The organism is Mariprofundus sp. EBB-1, assembly GCF_003665155.1.
GTDB lineage: Bacteria > Pseudomonadota > Zetaproteobacteria > Mariprofundales > Mariprofundaceae > Mariprofundus.
Window position 1 is genome coordinate 1 of record NZ_RCFQ01000043.1, and the last position, 15940, is coordinate 15940.

Here is a 15940-nt window from a genome sequence, read left to right on the forward strand (position 1 = left end):
GTCATGGAGTTCGAGTATTTTTCCAAAGGTCTGCTATAATGCGGCTAATATCATTTTTTGTAGTATGATGAATATGTGGGGTAAAACGAAAGTTTTGAGGGTTACCTTGTTGCACAGTAGGTTTGTCACAAATTCGATAGGCTCCTGATGAAGAGGGAAATGTAATGAGTGCAAGTGGAACGAAAAAAAGCAGCAATGTGGTCTGGCATCAAGCCACGGTTACCCGTAAGCGAAGAGAGGATCAGAATGGACATCGCAGTGCAATCCTCTGGTTTACTGGTTTATCGGGGGCGGGGAAGTCAACGCTGGCGCATGCGGTAGAAGAGCAGTTGCATACCTCAGGCGTTAGAACTTTTGTGTTTGATGGTGATAATGTGAGGCATGGCTTGTGTTCTGATTTGGGCTTTTCAGACACAGACAGGGTTGAAAACATCCGCCGTATTGGTGAAATGTCGAAGCTGATTATAGAGACAGGTGTGGTTGCGATGACCGCCTTTATTTCGCCGTTTCGCGCCGACAGAGACAAGGTGCGAGCGCTGGTGAATGAGGGTGATTTCATTGAGGTCTATTGCCACGCTTCGGTTGATCAGTGTGAAGAGCGGGATGTGAAAGGTTTGTATGCCAAAGCGCGCGCTGGTGAAATTAAACATTTTACTGGTATCTCTTCACCCTATGAAGCGCCGGAGGCGCCGGAGTTAATCGTGGAGACCGGGTCGCAGCCGGTAGAAGCCTGTGTGGATCAGGTATTGGCTTATCTGGAAGAGCATGGCGTGATTGTCACTGCTAAACAGTATGCCTTGCATGCAGCCAAAGGGCGTTAAGAGTGATTAGTGATTAGTGACTGGTTAGACGTTAGAAGTGAAGGGTGAAGGGTTTTACATCTTACATCTCACACCTGACATCTCCCATCTAACAAGATTTTAGGAAGGTGTAGTTTGAAAAAAGCATTGATTACCGGCGTAACCGGTCAGGATGGTTCATATCTGGCTGAGTTTTTATTGAAAAAAGGCTATGAAGTACATGGTATCAAACGCCGTGCTTCATCGTTTAATACCCAGCGCGTGGATCATATTTATCAGGATCCGCATGTGGATAACAAAAACTTTGTACTGCATTACGGTGATTTGAGTGATTCCTCGAATTTGACCCGTATCTTGCAAGAGGTGCAGCCCGATGAGGTGTATAACCTCGGTGCCCAGTCGCATGTGGCGGTGAGTTTCGAGTCGCCTGAATATACCGCCGATGTGGATGGTCTGGGTACCCTGCGTCTGCTTGAGGCGATTCGTCTGCTCGGTATGGAAAAGAAGGTGAAGTTCTATCAGGCCTCCACCTCCGAACTGTTTGGAGAAGTGCAGGAGATTCCGCAGAAGGAGACCACACCATTTTATCCGCGCTCTCCCTATGCTGTGGCGAAAATGTATGCCTATTGGATCGTGGTGAACTATCGTGAATCCTACGGTATGTATGCCTGTAATGGTATTCTGTTCAATCATGAATCACCGCGCCGTGGTGAAACCTTTGTTACGCGCAAGATCACCCGTGGTTTAGCTAATATTTCTCAGGGTTTAGAGCAGTGCCTGTATATGGGTAATATGGATGCCTTGCGCGACTGGGGTCATGCCAAGGATTATGTGCGCATGCAGTGGATGATGTTGCAGCAGGATAAACCGGAAGATTTTGTCATCGCCACCGGTGTGCAGTATTCCGTGCGTCAATTCATTACATGGTCTGCAGCCGAGCTCGGCATTACCCTGCGCTTTGAAGGCGAAGGCCTGAATGAAAAGGGTATTATTGAATCCATTAACGGTGATAAAGTACCTGCCCTTAAGCTTGGTGATGTGATTGTGCAAGTCGATCCGCGTTATTTTCGCCCTGCCGAAGTGGAAACCCTGCTGGGTGACCCTAGCAAAGCCAAAGAAAAGCTCGGCTGGACCCCGGAAATTACTGTGCAGGAGATGTGTGCTGAAATGGTGGCTACAGACCTGAAGGATGCTCAGCGGCATGCGTTGTTGAAAGAGCATGGTCACGAGATTCCCATAGCTCATGAATAAAAAAGGAAACTGGCCATCAGGTAAAGAGTATCCCCTGGGGGACGAATTATTTAGGCAAGACAAGAATGGAATAAAGTCTGTGAAGATAAATTGTTGAGCGTTGGTAGTTTTATATTCACAAATATTAAATCAGTGGCTAATGGTTTAGATTGAGCATTAAGATTTTATTGAGGATTTGAAGAAAGATAAGCTAGCCACGAATTACACGAATTTCCACGAATTAGAAAAAACATTATAGCTGATAGATAGAATATGTTGACGAAAGGTGTGTTTGTTAGTTTAGGAAGAAGGCTAAAAACTAGCCACGACACACGAATGAACAGAAGGTAAATTGTGACCGTAGGAAATGCCTGTGGTGCGCAGTAACGACCCCATGGAAGGGGGAGATAGAGCGATGCAGGATGCCAAAGCCGAGAGAGGCTCCTCTAGGGGACGAATTTTCAGGCAGATTGTTGATAATAAAATTTCTAAATGGTTGGTCGGTAGAAGCTGGGTAGATAAAGTGATGAGGTAAGCATGAATATTAGATTATTAATTCGTGTATATTCGTGTAATTCGTGGCTAATGCTTTAAGGTTGAAGGTTGGGAGCTGTATGGCGGACATTATTTATGAAGAGCTTTCGTTTCAGGTGATGTCGGCGGCGTTTGAAGTGCATAATCTTCTCGGAGGTGGCTTTCTTGAGAAGGTGTATGAAAATGCTTTAGTGAGAGAGTTTGGAATAAGGAATATTCCAGTGGAAACACAGAAAGAAATCAGCGTTTCATACAAAGATGAGAGTGTTGGAGTGTATTACGCTGATATATTGGTAGATGGCAAGATCATCATCGAGTTGAAGGCGGTAGACAAATTGAGCAAGTTGCATGAAGCACAGCTGCTTAATTATCTCAAAGCCACGGGTATTAAACTGGGTATATTGATTAACATGGGTGGTAAAAGCGTAGAACATAAACGATTTGCATTGTGAATAAAAAGGAATCCAGCCACGAATTTTCACGAATTAAAAAACTTACAGAATGGTGTGATTGTTAGAATTAAAGGTAGCAAGATAAATAAAGTGACGAGGAAAGCGTGCTGGATGTACATTGGTTTGACGTAACAAATTGCAGATTATTAATTCGTGGAAATCTGTGTGTATTCGTGGCAAAAGGTTAAAAAGGTTTTTAAAGAGAGGGGCCGGCCACGAATTACACGAATTTTCACGAATTACTAACCATGGATAGTCGGGGACGGCTAATGCGTTGATAATTGCGTGAGAGAATTGATAGGCGATGGTCACACATTAGATTGAATGTTGTTTACTATAATTCGTGTTCATTCGTGTTCATTCGTGTAATTCGTGGTTAATGATTTTGACTAGGTTTTGAATTAAAGGATTAACGTTTGGTCGCTAGATAAAGTGGTGAGGTAAGCGGTGCAAGGTGTAACACAGGTTTAACATAAGCTTTAGATTATAAAATTCGTGTTAATTCGTCCCCCAGGGGATATTCTCTGCAGTAAACTGCATTCACCTGATGTGTATTCGTGGCAAAGGATTAAAATGTTTTGATAAAGGGTTATTGAGGAAGTGATGAAAAAGAGTTCAAAGATATACATTGCAGGGCACAGAGGAATGGTCGGATCGGCTATAGTCAGGCTGTTGCAGAGCCAGGGTTGTGAAAAACTGCTACTGCGCACTTCATCCGAACTCGATCTCCGAGACCAAGCGGCCGTACGCTCCTTCATGCAGACAGAAAAGCCCGATGTGGTGATTGTGGCGGCGGCGCGAGTCGGTGGTATTCATGCCAACAGTACCTATCCGGCTGATTTTATTTACGATAATCTGATGATTGAATGCAATTTAATCCATGAAGCCTTCAATATCGGCGTGCAGAAGCTCCTGTTTCTGGGCTCTTCGTGCATCTATCCACGTATGGCAGTGCAACCGATGCGCGAGGATGCATTGCTTACCGGGACTTTGGAACCAACCAATGAACCGTATGCCGTGGCCAAGATTGCAGGTATCAAGCTATGTGAAAGCTATAACCGCCAGCATGGTGTCGATTACCGCTCCGTCATGCCAACCAACCTGTATGGCCCGGGTGATAATTTCCATCCCGAGAATTCGCATGTGGTTCCGGCCCTGATTCGCCGTTTCCATCTGGCTAAACTCGCCCAGGATGGTGATCTCGATGCACTTAACATCATTGATCAACAAACCCCAATTCCAGATGAGGCTCTTTCCGACCTGATTTTGACCCGAAACGCCGAAGGCGCCATCTCTCGTCTCACATCGTCCATCTCACATTCCCCCACAGTGAAACTGTGGGGGACAGGCACCCCGTTCCGCGAATTCCTGCATGTCGATGATATGGCGGCAGCATCACTGTTTGTGCTGGATCTGCCGGTGGATCAATACGAAGCCAACACCGAACCGATGATCTCTCATATCAATGTGGGAAGTGGTCAGGAAGTCAGTATCGATGATCTGGCCAAGTTGATCGCTGAAGTGGTCGGTTTCACAGGCACTATCAGTTTCGATGTCACCAAGCCCGATGGGGCCCCCCGTAAATTGATGGACAGCTCCCGCCTTGCCGACATGGGCTGGAAAGCTTCGATCAGTCTGAAGGATGGCCTCGCTAACGCCTATCAGTGGTTTCTTGATGCTGAAGGCGAGGTTAGAAAATGATCATTCAACATCTTACATCTGACGTATTACATCTCACGCCAGCTTTGCTGCTAACTAAAGCCTATGCATGGTTCCTTAGTGCTGAAGGGTGGGTGAGGTAATGAGATGTTGAACGTCCCTCAGAGAAGCTCCCTAGGGATCTTCGTAGCTAAAAATATTTTGAGTCTATATGTCATCTAATGTTCACCGCTCCTGGTTTGCGATCCGTACTAAAGGCCGGCAGGAGACTGTTGCCCGGGACCAGCTGAAGCATCAGGGATTTGACGTGTATCTGCCTATGGTGAATACGCGTATTACCCATGCGCGCAAGGTAAGCTGGCAACCGCGCCCGTTCTTTGCCGGATATCTGTTCTTGCATCTGGCGGATGATGAACAGCGGTGGACCACAATTCGCAGCACCATCGGTGTACTTGCCCCGGTCTCATTTGGTAATTTCTATCCTTCACTGCCCGATTCAGCGATTAAACTATTACAATCGACTCAGGATGATCAGGGCTTTGTTTCTGTAGAAAAGAGGCCGGAAATGCCATTTCAATCCGGTGAGAAGGTTCGGGTGCATGATAGTGCGCTAAAAGGGCTTGAGGGTGTGTTTGTAGAGATGCGCGGCGAGGATAGGGCGATGGTCTTGCTTGACTGGATGCAGAAGAAGATGCGTGTAGAAACAAGGGTGAGTGATTTGGTGAGTAGGGAATAGGGTTTCATGAGTTCGCAATATTCGTGCGTTCTGCCCACACGGACTCGATGTCGGGTTAAAGGGATAACCACGGACCATACGAAAATAGTCTATAGGGTTGATCGGTGGTTTTAACTTAAACCGGAGGCTACTGGCTGTAGATATGTAGACAGAACATAGTAAACCTCTGATTACCCATGATATGGTTTTATTTTCTTCCGTACCCCAGGGCAGCTTCTTTACGCAAGCGCATTCACCTTCTGTGATCCGAGTATTCCGTGGTGGAAAAATACTTCATCTTGAGGTGATGTTGACAAAGATTGCCAATTGATTAAAAATCCACTTTAGGAGATTTAACTATGGCTACGATGAATGTATCACTTCCTGAAGCTATGAAGTCTTGGGTTGAAAGTCTTTCCCGGTCAGGCCGTTACAGTAACTCCAGCGATTATGTACGCGACCTGATTCGCAAGGATCAGGAGCGTTCTGCTATTATTGCCAACATGCAGGAGCAGGTTACTGAGGGCATTAACAGCGGCGTAGGTAATCATTCCATGGCTGAGCTTAGAGAAATCGCACGCAAACGACTTGCCGGAACACAGTGACATACACTTTTAGCCGCAAGGCTGAAGATGATCTGGTCGGTATATATATCGAAGGAGTCTCACTGTTCGGTGAGAAGCAGGCCGATGAATATCATTATGAAATTGAGAAAATGGTTGATCTGCTCTCGAAAAGTCCCCGCATTGCACGTGAACGTCTTGAAATATCCCCGCCTATCAGGATTCACCCTTTTCGCTCTCATCTGATCGTTTATATTGTGGATGATAACGATGATATTTTTATAGTCCGCATTCGCCATCGGCATGAAGATTGGCAAGGTGATTCATTCTAATGAGTCGTGATATTTGATGTGAAAAGATAGGTAGTAAGGTCAAATGCGCGAACCACGGAAGATGCAGAATACACGGAGATATTGTGTGCGATCTGAGGTGATTGTTTCCAGTTTACTTCAGTACCCCAGGGCAGTTTCTTTACGCAAGCGCATTCACCTCATGTGTTCAGTGGTGATGAGGTTTTAAGGTCTAGTGCTGAACCACGGAAGGCACGGACTACACGGAAATAATAGATCATATTTGTTGAAGTGTTTTTGAATTCTTCAGTGTGATTCGTCCCTCAGGGAACAAGGTCAAGATATTCTCTGCCTCAGATGGCATTCACCTCATGTGGTCCGTGGTGATGAGGTTTTAAGGTCTAGTGCTGAACCTTGGAAGAGGCTGAATACACGGAAATATTGAGTGTGTATCGGGTGGGTGGTCGTTTCCAGCTTGCTATCCGTCGGTTTTGTGGTGGTGGGCGGTGTCGCGGCTTGCATATGGTTAATATCTTGGCGGTAAGGACTGTGAATGTGAAGTCGCATGAAAAGATGGTTGTCTGGTATAATGCTATCGGTCAACGGGATGATGACGCTTACTGCTGATCTTGACGCATTCAGCTGGTCGACTTAAAGTTAAACTCTAAAGTTCAACTGGAGGTCTATCATGCAGGTCAATGCCAAAGAGTTGCGGTTACACTTGAGAGAATACCTTGAGCGAGCTGCAGGGGGGCAAGTGCTGGATATCAGCATGCGTGGCACGCCTGTGGCCAGGTTATCGCGCATTGAATCCCGATCAAATCCTGAGCATGATGATCTGTTTGCTATCTGGTCTGATCAGTGCGAGATGGATGTTAAGCAGCACGTACGTGATATGCGTCAGGGTCGCCAGTTCTGATGCCTGACAATCTCATGGTCGATACTGATGTGATCATTTGGCACATGCGTGGAAATGAACATGCGCGCCAGGCTATCTATGGGCTCGAATCACCGGCTATTTCAATCATTACCCAAATGGAGCTGGTGCAGGGGTTGCGCAATAAACAGGAGCAGATTGCCCTGCATCGATTTCTTGATCAACTGGGTTTCCGAGTCTTTCCTGTGAGTGAGGTGATCAGTCAACGCGCACTTTTTTTGATGGAGGAGTGGCGCTTAAGTCATCAGATGTTGATGGCAGATGCTTTGATCGCTGCAACAGCTGTTGAACACGGGCGCAGCTTACTTTCCGGAAACAGTAAATATTACCGTTTTCTGGAATCACTGAAACTGGAGCGTTTCAAGCCGTAGTGGTGAGGTACTAAGGTCAAAGGCATAAACCACTACAGATGATAGGGCTAGGGCTGGGGAGAACGTTAGATGTTAGAGGAGAGAGGTAAGGCTGCTGCAACCTTAGGGCTAACTACTGATCACGAATCACTGTTTGCATGTGCCCGATAGTTTCAGTTCAATGAATGATCTGTCGCAAGCATACCCAGCACCTCCTGCATACACTGGTTAACCTGTTCCATAAACGCATCCGGACATTGCAGCAGCGCTTCTCCGATCAATCGACGATTATCAATGGCTCGAAGTTGGTCGATCAGCAAATCAGATGTCTTGTTGAGTTTGTCTTTTGCAGCAAGACGGAGTCTTAATGGTTCAGCATCTTCTATCAGCTGTGTGGTCAATGGAATGATCAGTGTCGACGGGTGCTCCACATCAATGAGCGCCTGATCTTGTACAATGAATACAGGTCTAGTTTTTCCCGGTTCACTGCCTTTGCCGGGGTACAGGTTTGCCAGATAAATCTGCCCGCGTTTCATGATTCACTATACTCCATGGCATCAAATTCATTATTAATGGCCATGCTTTCCTTTCGGACGCGTATTGATGCTTGCATCAAACGTTTTCGGCGTAATTCTAGGTCTGCCTGATGATTCATGCTGATCAGGGATTTTCGAATATATTCGGTGCGTGGGATATGCATCTGCTTTGAATGCAAAGTGACTTCGGCAAGTAATGCATCCGGAATACGAAGGGAGATGGTGGCCATATAAGTGCTCCTATAATAATATTGGTTTTGAATATATATATTGTAGTTTTTTGCGTCAAGCTATACGCCTTAATTTGATCACCAGTGTGTGTGGGGGGGGGTGAAATGCAAAGGGCGAGGCAGAAGGTGAATGGATGCTGTTCGATTCTGGGTGCATAGGTGGCTTGGAATACATGGGTTTCTGGACAGCTTGCATCAAGTCCAGGCACCCGCGCCACGGTCACTGCTTCCCTGCTACCAGCAAGTATGCCGCGATCCGCCTCAATGACTTCCACATCATCCAGCTCATCATCAGGAAATTCGGCCAATTCTTTAAATAACCATACCGTAGCAGCCACACGCCGCCCGTTTAATAGTTCAATGTAAATCTTGCCATCCGGTGTTTGTAAAATATATTGAATATTATCTTTACATGATTTATTGTTGAGTGAGCTTGAGTCAGGAGGTGTCTGGAGATGGTTGCTGCAAATATTAATGTGAGAATTAAAGGGGAGCTGCAGACGCACCTGCAGCAGCAGGTGGGAGAGCATGGTTTGTATGAGAATGCGAGCGAGTATATTCGCGCACTGATACGACGTGATTTAAAAAGCAGGGATGAATCCTGGGATTGGTTGAAACGGAACCTGGAGCCTGCGCTGCGCGCGGATGAGAGTGAGTTTATTGAGGTGACGGCTGAAAATGTTATCCGTCGCAATAAATAACGTTGTCTACCTACCTGTTTTTTCCTCCTGCTGATGTAGCACAGGATGAAATATGGCGTTATAGCTGTCAGACATGGGGAGAAAAACAGGCAGAGAAATATATCAAAGGGCTGCATCATCATCTGCAGTTACTATCGGAAAGAAAGCGGCGATGGCGACCACTTCCTGGTTACCTTGTTGTCCCCTCGGATCTGAATATCGAAGCATATTTTAGTAAATATGAGCATCGCTATCTATTTTTTCGCGAATTAAGCGCTGGTTCAATAGGCATCATGGCCATTTTACATGAACAGTCTGATATGCCCATACGGCTTTGCGAGGATTTGAGACGAATCGAAGAAATCACCATGAGAGGCGGTGACGGGTAGGTCAAAGGGAGTAACCACGGAAGATGCGGAATACACGGAATTTATATGCACGTGAGGTAATGCTTTCTTCGGGCAGATCCAGTGTTCGAACAGCTGCAGATTACAGCGAAGAAGTTAATGTCTATGTCTACTTCCGTACCCTAGGGCAGCTTCTCCCCCAGGGGATATTCTCTCGCTTTGCGATTCACCTGATGTGTATTCGTGGCTAATGATTTTGACTAGTTTTTGAATTAATAGCTTAATGTTTGGGTTAAACTAAGTCCAGCATCCAGCATCCAGCATCCAGCATCCAGCATCCAGCATCTTGCGTTTCCATTTATATAGTCTATAACTATCTGCGACTGTGGTTTTGCTGCTGTGTGTACATTTCATGATGAACTGAATACCTTGCGCATTTCGAAATAGTCTGGATACAGATGGTCACAAAATAGTCACACTTCTGATATAGTGTCGCACCAGTTTTTACTGGGGTGGCAGTTGTTATTTTAGAGGCATGAAGACCATCATACATAAGCGTTCACTGAACATGAGTGAAGGTTGTTTTACAAGTTCAACAACAGATGCTGATGCACCTGCTGTGCGGTAGCGTGCGTGAGAAGCTGGGATTGTGCTTTTCTACAAGCGCATTAGACACAAATATAAAATACTGAGATGGGAAGGTTTTAGATGAAAAAGAAAGTTCTGGTCGTTTTTGGGACTAGGCCTGAGGCCATCAAAATGGCACCGGTAGTTAAAGAACTTGAAAAATATCCTGATGTGTTTGAAAGCAGAGTGTGTGTGACTGCTCAGCATCGTCAGATGCTGGACCAAGTTCTAGAGTTATTTGAAATAAAACCATTTTATGATTTAGATATCATGAAAGCTGGGCAAAACCTGACTGATATTACTTGCCAAGTACTACAGGGTCTTTGCCCTGTTCTTGAAGAGTTTACGCCAGATATTATCTTGGTTCACGGCGATACCACAACAACGATGGCTACAAGCCTTGCCGCTTACTATCAAAAAATACCTGTTGGACATGTTGAGGCAGGGCTTCGCACCGGCAATATTTACTCTCCTTGGCCTGAGGAAATTAATCGCCGTTTGACTGGAACAATTACCCAATATCATTTTGCGCCTACTGAGCAAGCCAGAGCAAACCTGTTGCGTGAGGGGGTAGCTACTGAATCAATAACAGTCACTGGCAATACCGTGATTGATTCTCTGCTCGGCGTAGTGAAAAAAATAAGAGATGATAATGACCTTCAACAGCAGATGGAAAAACGATTTTCCTTCCTTGATTTTAACAAACGTCTTATTCTTGTTACTGGGCATCGTCGAGAAAACTTCGGGCAAGGTTTCGAGAATATCTGCAAGGCCCTGAAACAACTAGCTGAAATGCATGCAGATATCGAAATTGTTTATCCAGTTCATCTTAACCCTAATGTGCAGGAACCTGTCAAAAGAATTCTTGGTGATGTGAAGAGGGTCCACCTGATTTCACCTCAAGATTATCTTCCTTTTGTATACCTGATGGATCGTTCTTATCTGATTATTACTGACTCTGGAGGTGTGCAGGAAGAGGCTCCATCTCTTGGGAAACCTGTATTAGTGATGAGAGACACTACTGAACGACCAGAAGCAGTCAATGCAGGAACGGTGAAACTGGTTGGGACAAATGTTGATTACATTTTTCGAACAGCGTCGGAATTACTTGTTGATACAAAAAAATATAACGCGATGGCTTTAGCCCATAATCCTTATGGGGATGGTAAAGCTGCATGTCGGATTGTTAAAGGCATGTTTCCTAAATAATGAGCAATGTTGGTTCTTACGGGACGATTCTGAAATCGTCATCAATCATCGGCGGTGCGTCGGTGATTAGCATGATGCTGGGCATGGTGCGCACCAAATTTGCCGCTATCCTGATCGGTACGGGCGGCATAGGTATGCTAGCCAGCTTCACGGCCATTCAGAGCATAGTTGGGACCATTGCTGGACTTGGCATTCAAACAAGCGCTGTTCGAGAAGTGGCTGCGGCTGTGGCTAAAAAAGATAACGAGGCTATTGGTCGCGCTGTGCTTACCCTGCATCGCGTCTGCTGGTTCACTGGATTGCTAGGCATGATATGTTTGATGGCCTTCAGTCCATTCATTGCCCAATTTACATTTGGCTCAAATGAACATGCATTGGAGGTGGCTGCACTCGGGCTCATCATCCTGTTTGCCAATTTAAGTGGGGGACAAATTGCTTTAATCCAGGGTATGAGGCGGATTGGCGATATTGCGCGCTTAACCATTATAGGCGGAGTGATTATCACTTTATTGACAGTTGGCTTTTACCTCTGGTTGGGCCTGCGTGGTATTGTTCCAGCCTTGGTGCTTGGGGCGGCCTTTCAGCTTATCGTTTCATGGAAGTATGCCCAACGAGTCCCCGTTCCGAAAGTGGACATGACCTGGGCTGAAAGCTTTTTCGAAGCGGGCAGCATGGTAAAGCTTGGTGTTGTGATGATGTGGAATGCTTTGATGGTCAGCAGTATTGCTTATATTACCATCGCACTAATTACGAACCAATTGGGCTTGCAAGCAGTAGGTATCTACAGCGCAGCCTTTACCCTGTCTGGTATGTTCGTGAATTTTGTATTTCAAGCTATGGGGGCGGATTACTTCCCTCGGCTGATAGGCGTTGCACCTGACAAGGCAGCGATGAATCACATGGTCAACGAACAGGCTGAAATCGGTTTTCTCCTTGCCGTACCTGGTTTGCTGGCTACTTTGTGCTTAGCTCCGTGGATTATCCACATTCTTTACACTAGCGAGTTTCTTCCCGCCGCTGATTTATTGCAATGGTTTATTCTCGGTTGTCTAGTGAAAGTGATCATATGGCCAGTTGGGTTTGTGATGATGGCTCTGGGAAAGGGGAAATGGTTCTTTATTACTGAAACATCTTTTACCGTGGTTATTCTTGTATTGACCTTTGTCGGACTGCAATCGCTGGGACTAGAGGGTGTTGCTATTGCATATTTTTTGAGTTATTTAATATATGTCGCTTTGGTATATGGTGTTGCGGTAAAGTTGATCTCATTTAAATGGGCACCTGGAGTTCGGCGATTGTTTTTTATGTTGCTACCTTTAGTGGGTGTTGTTTTTGTTTCATCTCGTCTGTTGCCCGTATTACCTGCAACTTTCTTGGGCATTGCTATGTCAGCAATTGCATCAATATTGTGTTTGCGCGGGTTGGTGCATCGAGTTGGAAAAGAGCATCGGTTGACCCGTGCTGCTTTCAGGATTCCAGGAGTAAAGTTGATATGTGGCGTTTAAATTTCACTAGGTTAAGAGGGGGATGAGTTGTGAGTTTCTTAAGTCATTCACTTGCTGATGTGCAGGCAAAAGAAATTGGTGATAATTCTCGTGTCTGGCAGTTCGTAGTTATCCTGCCGAATGCCCGGATAGGTAAGGACTGTAACATCTGCTCACATTGCCTAATTGAAAATGATGTGGTGATTGGTGATAGGGTGACAGTAAAAAGCGGCGTCCAGCTTTGGGATGGCATTCGAGTGGGAAATGATGTTTTTATCGGGCCAAACGTAACATTTACGAATGATAAATATCCCAAGAGTGGCAATGTGGATTTCCGGCTATATAACGCATGGGTTGAAGATGGGGCCAGTATTGGAGGCGGAGCAACCATATTGCCAGACATTCGAATTGGAGAAAGCGCAATCATTGGAGCTGGTGCTGTTGTTACCAAGAGCGTTCCTGCTTACGGAAAGGTTGTAGGTAACCCTGCAAAAATAACGGGCTGGGTTTGTAAATGTTCGAAGACTTTGGATTTTAATGATGAAGGGGTTGCTACTTGCTGTGGAACTAAGTTCCAAAGAGAAAATGGTTCTGTAGAGGTTATAAATGCCAGTTGACGACTGTCGAATTATTGAATTACCCAAAATTTCTGATCCGAGAGGGAACCTAACCTTTGTCGAATCAGAGAGGCATATACCATTTGATATTAAAAGGGTTTATTACCTTTATGATGTGCCTGGAGGGGCTGAACGCGGTGCTCATGGTCATAAGAACCTTCAACAGCTTATCATCGCGATGAGCGGAAGCTTCGATATCGTTCTGAATGATGGTGTTAATCAGAAAAAAATTCATATGAACCGCTCGTACTATGGACTATATATTTGCCCGATGATGTGGCGAGATATCACTAATGTCTCTTCAGGAGCCGTCTGTATGGTGCTTGCATCGGAATACTATGATGAACACGATTATCTTCGTGATTATGATGAATTCCTTGAGTTGGTGAAGAGCCAATGAGTATTCCATTTCTTGATTTGAAAGCAATAAACCTGCGTTCGAAAGATGCATTCCATGAAGCTCTGGATAGGGTTCTGGATAGCGGCTGGCTAATTCTTGGCAAGGAAGCAGAAGCCTTCGAGTTCGAATTCGCTGCTTATTGTGAAAGTAATTATTGTATTGGTGTCGGCAATGGTCTGGATGCGCTACATCTGATTCTGCGGGCATATGGAATAGGCGAAGGGGATGAGGTGATTGTCCCATCCAACACCTATATCGCCACCTGGCTGGCTGCCAGCTATGCTGGAGCAAAACCTGTGCCTGTCGAGCCGGACGAAAGAACCTATAATATTAATCCTGATCTGATTGAAGCTGCGATTACTCCGAACACCAAAGCAATTATGGCTGTGCACCTTTACGGCCAGTGTGCCGATATGGATCCTATTATGGCGATTGCTGAAAAGTATGGCCTGAAAGTGATTGAAGATGCAGCACAGGCTCATGGCGCACTTTATAAAGGACGTAAGGCCGGTTCTCTTGGCCATGCGGCAGGATTTAGTTTCTACCCCGGGAAAAATCTAGGTGCGCTTGGAGATGGCGGGGCAGTAACGACCTGTGATGCCGAACTGGCGGAGAAAATCCGAGTGCTCAGGAATTACGGGTCAGAGAGAAAATATCATAATGCTGTTAAGGGGTATAATAGCCGTCTTGATGAACTGCAGGCTGCAGTTCTTCGGGTCAAGCTACCATTGCTGGATGAGGATAATGCCCATCGGGGCGAAGTGGCTAAACTTTATAGCGAAGGCTTGAAGGGTGCGCCGAACCTGACTCTTCCTTTTGTGCCGGAGTGGAGTTCGCCAGTTTGGCATCTTTATGTTGTGCGAAGCAGTCAGCGTGACGACTTGCAGGGGGCTCTGCATGAAGAGGGTATTGGAACGATGATTCATTATCCGATTCCACCGCACTTGCAGCCTGCATATGTGGAGTTTGGCTGGAAGGAAGGCGATTTCCCGATTGCTGAGGCCATGGCAGTTGAAGTGCTGAGCCTGGCAATGGGGCCACAACAGACCGATCTTGTTACTAGTTACATCATTGAGCAGCTTAAAGGGCGCACTAATGTCTGACGTAATAAACAAACAAGCCTTAAGCGAAGAGCGTCCACTGGTCACTTTAGCATTGTTTTCCTACAACAGCGAAAAGTATATTCGTGAAGCGGTAGAAGGGGCTCTATCCCAGACTTACTCTCCGCTCGAGATAATTCTTTCGGATGATTGCTCCAAGGATCGGACATATGAAATTATGCAAGAGATGGCGAGTTCGTATAAAGGGCCACATCATGTTATTGTCAGGAGAAATGAGAGAAACCTGCGAGTACCGGGACACGTAAATAAGCTTTTCCAACTGGCCCATGGTGAGTTGATTGTTGCCGCTGCTGGAGATGATATTTCACTGCCGCATCGAGTCCAAACTTTGACCGATGAATGGCTGAAACACGGGAAACCACTTGGGGTGAACTCAAACCGCTACAAAATTGACTCCTCTGGAGTTAGTCTGGGTAAAGATCCTGTTGGAGAGGGCTTTCCAGCATGGATTGATAAAATAGAGGGAATAAGTGATCAGGAACACAGGGATCTACTGTCGCAATTTTGTCAGCTGAAGTGGCGATTTTCAGGGGCATCGGCAGCGTGGCGAAGTGACCTGTTGGAAATCTATGGTTATCTTCCTATGGGGGTTCTCGGAGAAGATATGCTATTTAATTTCCGCGCATTACTCGAAAAGAGCTTCGCATTCTGTCCTGAGAAACTTATCAAATATCGAACGCATGAGGGAGCACTATCCCATAAACCTCACACTAGTTATATGCCATCTGATGTTAGAAAACGGGAACTTGATAGTTCAAAAATGTCAAATATACGCATAAAACACTATATGCAACTCATTCATGATCTGGATTTGAGCCTTGATAGGGGCAAGGTTGATGCTGATACATACAATACAGTTCATCAGGTAGTTCTTGAGCGGGTTGAATATGATGGGATTATGGGAAAGTGGTGGACAATAGCATGGCCTAAGAGAGTACTGTACTTTCTTTTAAATATATCGAATCGCCCATTCAGGAAATGGGCAATAAGAAGGCTGCTTCCCTTTACGCTTTATTGCAGGCTTTTATATCCATATAGCAAGATACTACGCTTTAAGAGGTTGGTGGTCGCCAAGGTCAGGTGAGAACTTGTTTGTTTAGTCCTAATTTATGTCCCTACACTTTAATTGTATTTCATACAAAGCTTACGCTGGTGAGTT

Annotated in this window: 19 protein-coding genes; 17 read left to right on the plus strand and 2 right to left on the minus strand. The window is 45.6% G+C overall.

The window, feature by feature from the left end; translation table 11 throughout:
- Positions 1-164: 164 nt before the first annotated feature.
- The 9 genes from cysC to D8Y20_RS12760 all read left to right on the plus strand — a co-directional run bounded on the left by cysC (position 165) and on the right by D8Y20_RS12760 (position 7551).
- On the plus strand, positions 165-821 hold the full coding sequence (cysC, locus tag D8Y20_RS12720) for an adenylyl-sulfate kinase (protein ID WP_121544092.1): 657 nt from the start codon (positions 165-167) through the stop codon (positions 819-821).
- A 114-nt stretch (positions 822-935) separates the two neighbouring features.
- Positions 936-2051, plus strand: a complete 1116-nt coding sequence (gmd, locus tag D8Y20_RS12725) for a GDP-mannose 4,6-dehydratase (protein WP_121544093.1) — start codon at positions 936-938, stop codon at positions 2049-2051.
- Positions 2052-2644: 593 nt separating this feature from the next.
- Entirely contained in the window at positions 2645-3016 is a 372-nt protein-coding gene (locus D8Y20_RS12730; RefSeq protein ID WP_121544094.1) for a GxxExxY protein, read from the plus strand.
- 603 nt (positions 3017-3619) lie between these two features.
- Positions 3620-4717, plus strand: a complete 1098-nt coding sequence (locus D8Y20_RS12735; protein ID WP_121544095.1) for a GDP-L-fucose synthase — start codon at positions 3620-3622, stop codon at positions 4715-4717.
- 169 nt (positions 4718-4886) lie between these two features.
- A complete protein-coding gene (locus D8Y20_RS12740; protein WP_121544096.1) occupies positions 4887-5411 on the plus strand; it encodes a transcriptional activator RfaH in 525 nt (174 codons plus the stop codon).
- 338 nt (positions 5412-5749) lie between these two features.
- Positions 5750-5995: a type II toxin-antitoxin system ParD family antitoxin gene (locus tag D8Y20_RS12745; RefSeq protein WP_121544097.1), complete on the plus strand. Its 246-nt coding sequence runs from the start codon at positions 5750-5752 to the stop codon at positions 5993-5995.
- A complete protein-coding gene (locus D8Y20_RS12750; protein ID WP_121544098.1) occupies positions 5992-6285 on the plus strand; it encodes a type II toxin-antitoxin system RelE/ParE family toxin in 294 nt (97 codons plus the stop codon). Before D8Y20_RS12745 ends, D8Y20_RS12750 begins: the two co-directional genes overlap by 4 nt.
- A 646-nt stretch (positions 6286-6931) precedes the next feature.
- Complete coding sequence (locus D8Y20_RS12755; RefSeq protein WP_121544099.1) at positions 6932-7162, plus strand: type II toxin-antitoxin system Phd/YefM family antitoxin; 231 nt, start codon at positions 6932-6934, stop codon at positions 7160-7162.
- Positions 7162-7551, plus strand: a complete 390-nt coding sequence (locus tag D8Y20_RS12760) for a type II toxin-antitoxin system VapC family toxin (RefSeq protein WP_121544100.1) — start codon at positions 7162-7164, stop codon at positions 7549-7551. Before D8Y20_RS12755 ends, D8Y20_RS12760 begins: the two co-directional genes overlap by 1 nt.
- Positions 7552-7703: 152 nt before the next feature.
- Here D8Y20_RS12760 and D8Y20_RS12765 read toward each other — a convergent pair whose 3' ends face one another.
- Positions 7704-8066 (minus strand): type II toxin-antitoxin system PemK/MazF family toxin, encoded by a 363-nt coding sequence (locus D8Y20_RS12765; protein ID WP_201265648.1) that lies wholly within the window; start codon positions 8064-8066, stop codon positions 7704-7706.
- Positions 8063-8296 carry a CopG family transcriptional regulator gene (locus D8Y20_RS12770; RefSeq protein WP_121544102.1) on the minus strand — a complete coding sequence of 78 codons (234 nt, stop codon included), beginning with the start codon at positions 8294-8296 and terminating at the stop codon, positions 8063-8065. The genes D8Y20_RS12765 and D8Y20_RS12770 overlap by 4 nt, the downstream gene beginning before the upstream one ends.
- Before the next feature lie 455 nt (positions 8297-8751).
- On the opposite strand from D8Y20_RS12770, the gene D8Y20_RS12780 reads away from it, so the two are divergent.
- The 8 genes from D8Y20_RS12780 to D8Y20_RS12815 all read left to right on the plus strand — a co-directional run bounded on the left by D8Y20_RS12780 (position 8752) and on the right by D8Y20_RS12815 (position 15865).
- Positions 8752-8997, plus strand: coding sequence for a transcriptional regulator (locus tag D8Y20_RS12780; RefSeq protein ID WP_121544104.1), 246 nt, complete (start codon positions 8752-8754; stop codon positions 8995-8997).
- A gap of 2 nt (positions 8998-8999) precedes the next feature.
- A complete protein-coding gene (locus D8Y20_RS12785; protein WP_121544105.1) occupies positions 9000-9365 on the plus strand; it encodes a type II toxin-antitoxin system RelE/ParE family toxin in 366 nt (121 codons plus the stop codon).
- Between the two features lie 666 nt (positions 9366-10031).
- Positions 10032-11159 carry a non-hydrolyzing UDP-N-acetylglucosamine 2-epimerase gene (gene wecB, locus D8Y20_RS12790; RefSeq protein ID WP_121544106.1) on the plus strand — a complete coding sequence of 376 codons (1128 nt, stop codon included), beginning with the start codon at positions 10032-10034 and terminating at the stop codon, positions 11157-11159.
- Positions 11159-12664, plus strand: coding sequence for an O-antigen translocase (locus tag D8Y20_RS12795; protein ID WP_121544107.1), 1506 nt, complete (start codon positions 11159-11161; stop codon positions 12662-12664). The genes wecB and D8Y20_RS12795 overlap by 1 nt, the downstream gene beginning before the upstream one ends.
- Before the next feature lie 29 nt (positions 12665-12693).
- A complete protein-coding gene (locus D8Y20_RS13950; RefSeq protein WP_121544108.1) occupies positions 12694-13260 on the plus strand; it encodes an acyltransferase in 567 nt (188 codons plus the stop codon).
- Positions 13250-13660 carry an FdtA/QdtA family cupin domain-containing protein gene (locus D8Y20_RS12805; protein WP_121544109.1) on the plus strand — a complete coding sequence of 137 codons (411 nt, stop codon included), beginning with the start codon at positions 13250-13252 and terminating at the stop codon, positions 13658-13660. Before D8Y20_RS13950 ends, D8Y20_RS12805 begins: the two co-directional genes overlap by 11 nt.
- Positions 13657-14763, plus strand: coding sequence for a DegT/DnrJ/EryC1/StrS aminotransferase family protein (locus D8Y20_RS12810; RefSeq protein WP_121544110.1), 1107 nt, complete (start codon positions 13657-13659; stop codon positions 14761-14763). The genes D8Y20_RS12805 and D8Y20_RS12810 overlap by 4 nt, the downstream gene beginning before the upstream one ends.
- Positions 14756-15865 (plus strand): glycosyltransferase, encoded by a 1110-nt coding sequence (locus tag D8Y20_RS12815; RefSeq protein ID WP_121544111.1) that lies wholly within the window; start codon positions 14756-14758, stop codon positions 15863-15865. The genes D8Y20_RS12810 and D8Y20_RS12815 overlap by 8 nt, the downstream gene beginning before the upstream one ends.
- The last annotated feature ends 75 nt before the right edge of the window (positions 15866-15940 follow it).

Excerpts from the sequence above, each read along its gene's own strand:
- D8Y20_RS12760 (WP_121544100.1), top strand. The coding sequence starts at position 7,162 with ATGCCTGACAATCTCATGGTCGATACTGATGTGATCATTTGGCACATG.
- cysC (WP_121544092.1), top strand. The coding sequence starts at position 165 with ATGAGTGCAAGTGGAACGAAAAAAAGCAGCAATGTGGTCTGGCATCAA.
- wecB (WP_121544106.1), top strand. The coding sequence starts at position 10,032 with ATGAAAAAGAAAGTTCTGGTCGTTTTTGGGACTAGGCCTGAGGCCATC.
- D8Y20_RS12815 (WP_121544111.1), top strand. The coding sequence starts at position 14,756 with ATGTCTGACGTAATAAACAAACAAGCCTTAAGCGAAGAGCGTCCACTG.
- D8Y20_RS12765 (WP_201265648.1), bottom strand. The coding sequence starts at position 8,066 with ATGAAACGCGGGCAGATTTATCTGGCAAACCTGTACCCCGGCAAAGGC.
- D8Y20_RS12780 (WP_121544104.1), top strand. The coding sequence starts at position 8,752 with ATGGTTGCTGCAAATATTAATGTGAGAATTAAAGGGGAGCTGCAGACG.
- D8Y20_RS12745 (WP_121544097.1), top strand. The coding sequence starts at position 5,750 with ATGGCTACGATGAATGTATCACTTCCTGAAGCTATGAAGTCTTGGGTT.
- D8Y20_RS12810 (WP_121544110.1), top strand. The coding sequence starts at position 13,657 with ATGAGTATTCCATTTCTTGATTTGAAAGCAATAAACCTGCGTTCGAAA.
- D8Y20_RS12730 (WP_121544094.1), top strand. The coding sequence starts at position 2,645 with ATGGCGGACATTATTTATGAAGAGCTTTCGTTTCAGGTGATGTCGGCG.
- D8Y20_RS12770 (WP_121544102.1), bottom strand. The coding sequence starts at position 8,296 with ATGGCCACCATCTCCCTTCGTATTCCGGATGCATTACTTGCCGAAGTC.
- D8Y20_RS12740 (WP_121544096.1), top strand. The coding sequence starts at position 4,887 with ATGTCATCTAATGTTCACCGCTCCTGGTTTGCGATCCGTACTAAAGGC.
- D8Y20_RS12795 (WP_121544107.1), top strand. The coding sequence starts at position 11,159 with ATGAGCAATGTTGGTTCTTACGGGACGATTCTGAAATCGTCATCAATC.
- D8Y20_RS12735 (WP_121544095.1), top strand. The coding sequence starts at position 3,620 with ATGAAAAAGAGTTCAAAGATATACATTGCAGGGCACAGAGGAATGGTC.
- D8Y20_RS12805 (WP_121544109.1), top strand. The coding sequence starts at position 13,250 with ATGCCAGTTGACGACTGTCGAATTATTGAATTACCCAAAATTTCTGAT.
- D8Y20_RS12755 (WP_121544099.1), top strand. The coding sequence starts at position 6,932 with ATGCAGGTCAATGCCAAAGAGTTGCGGTTACACTTGAGAGAATACCTT.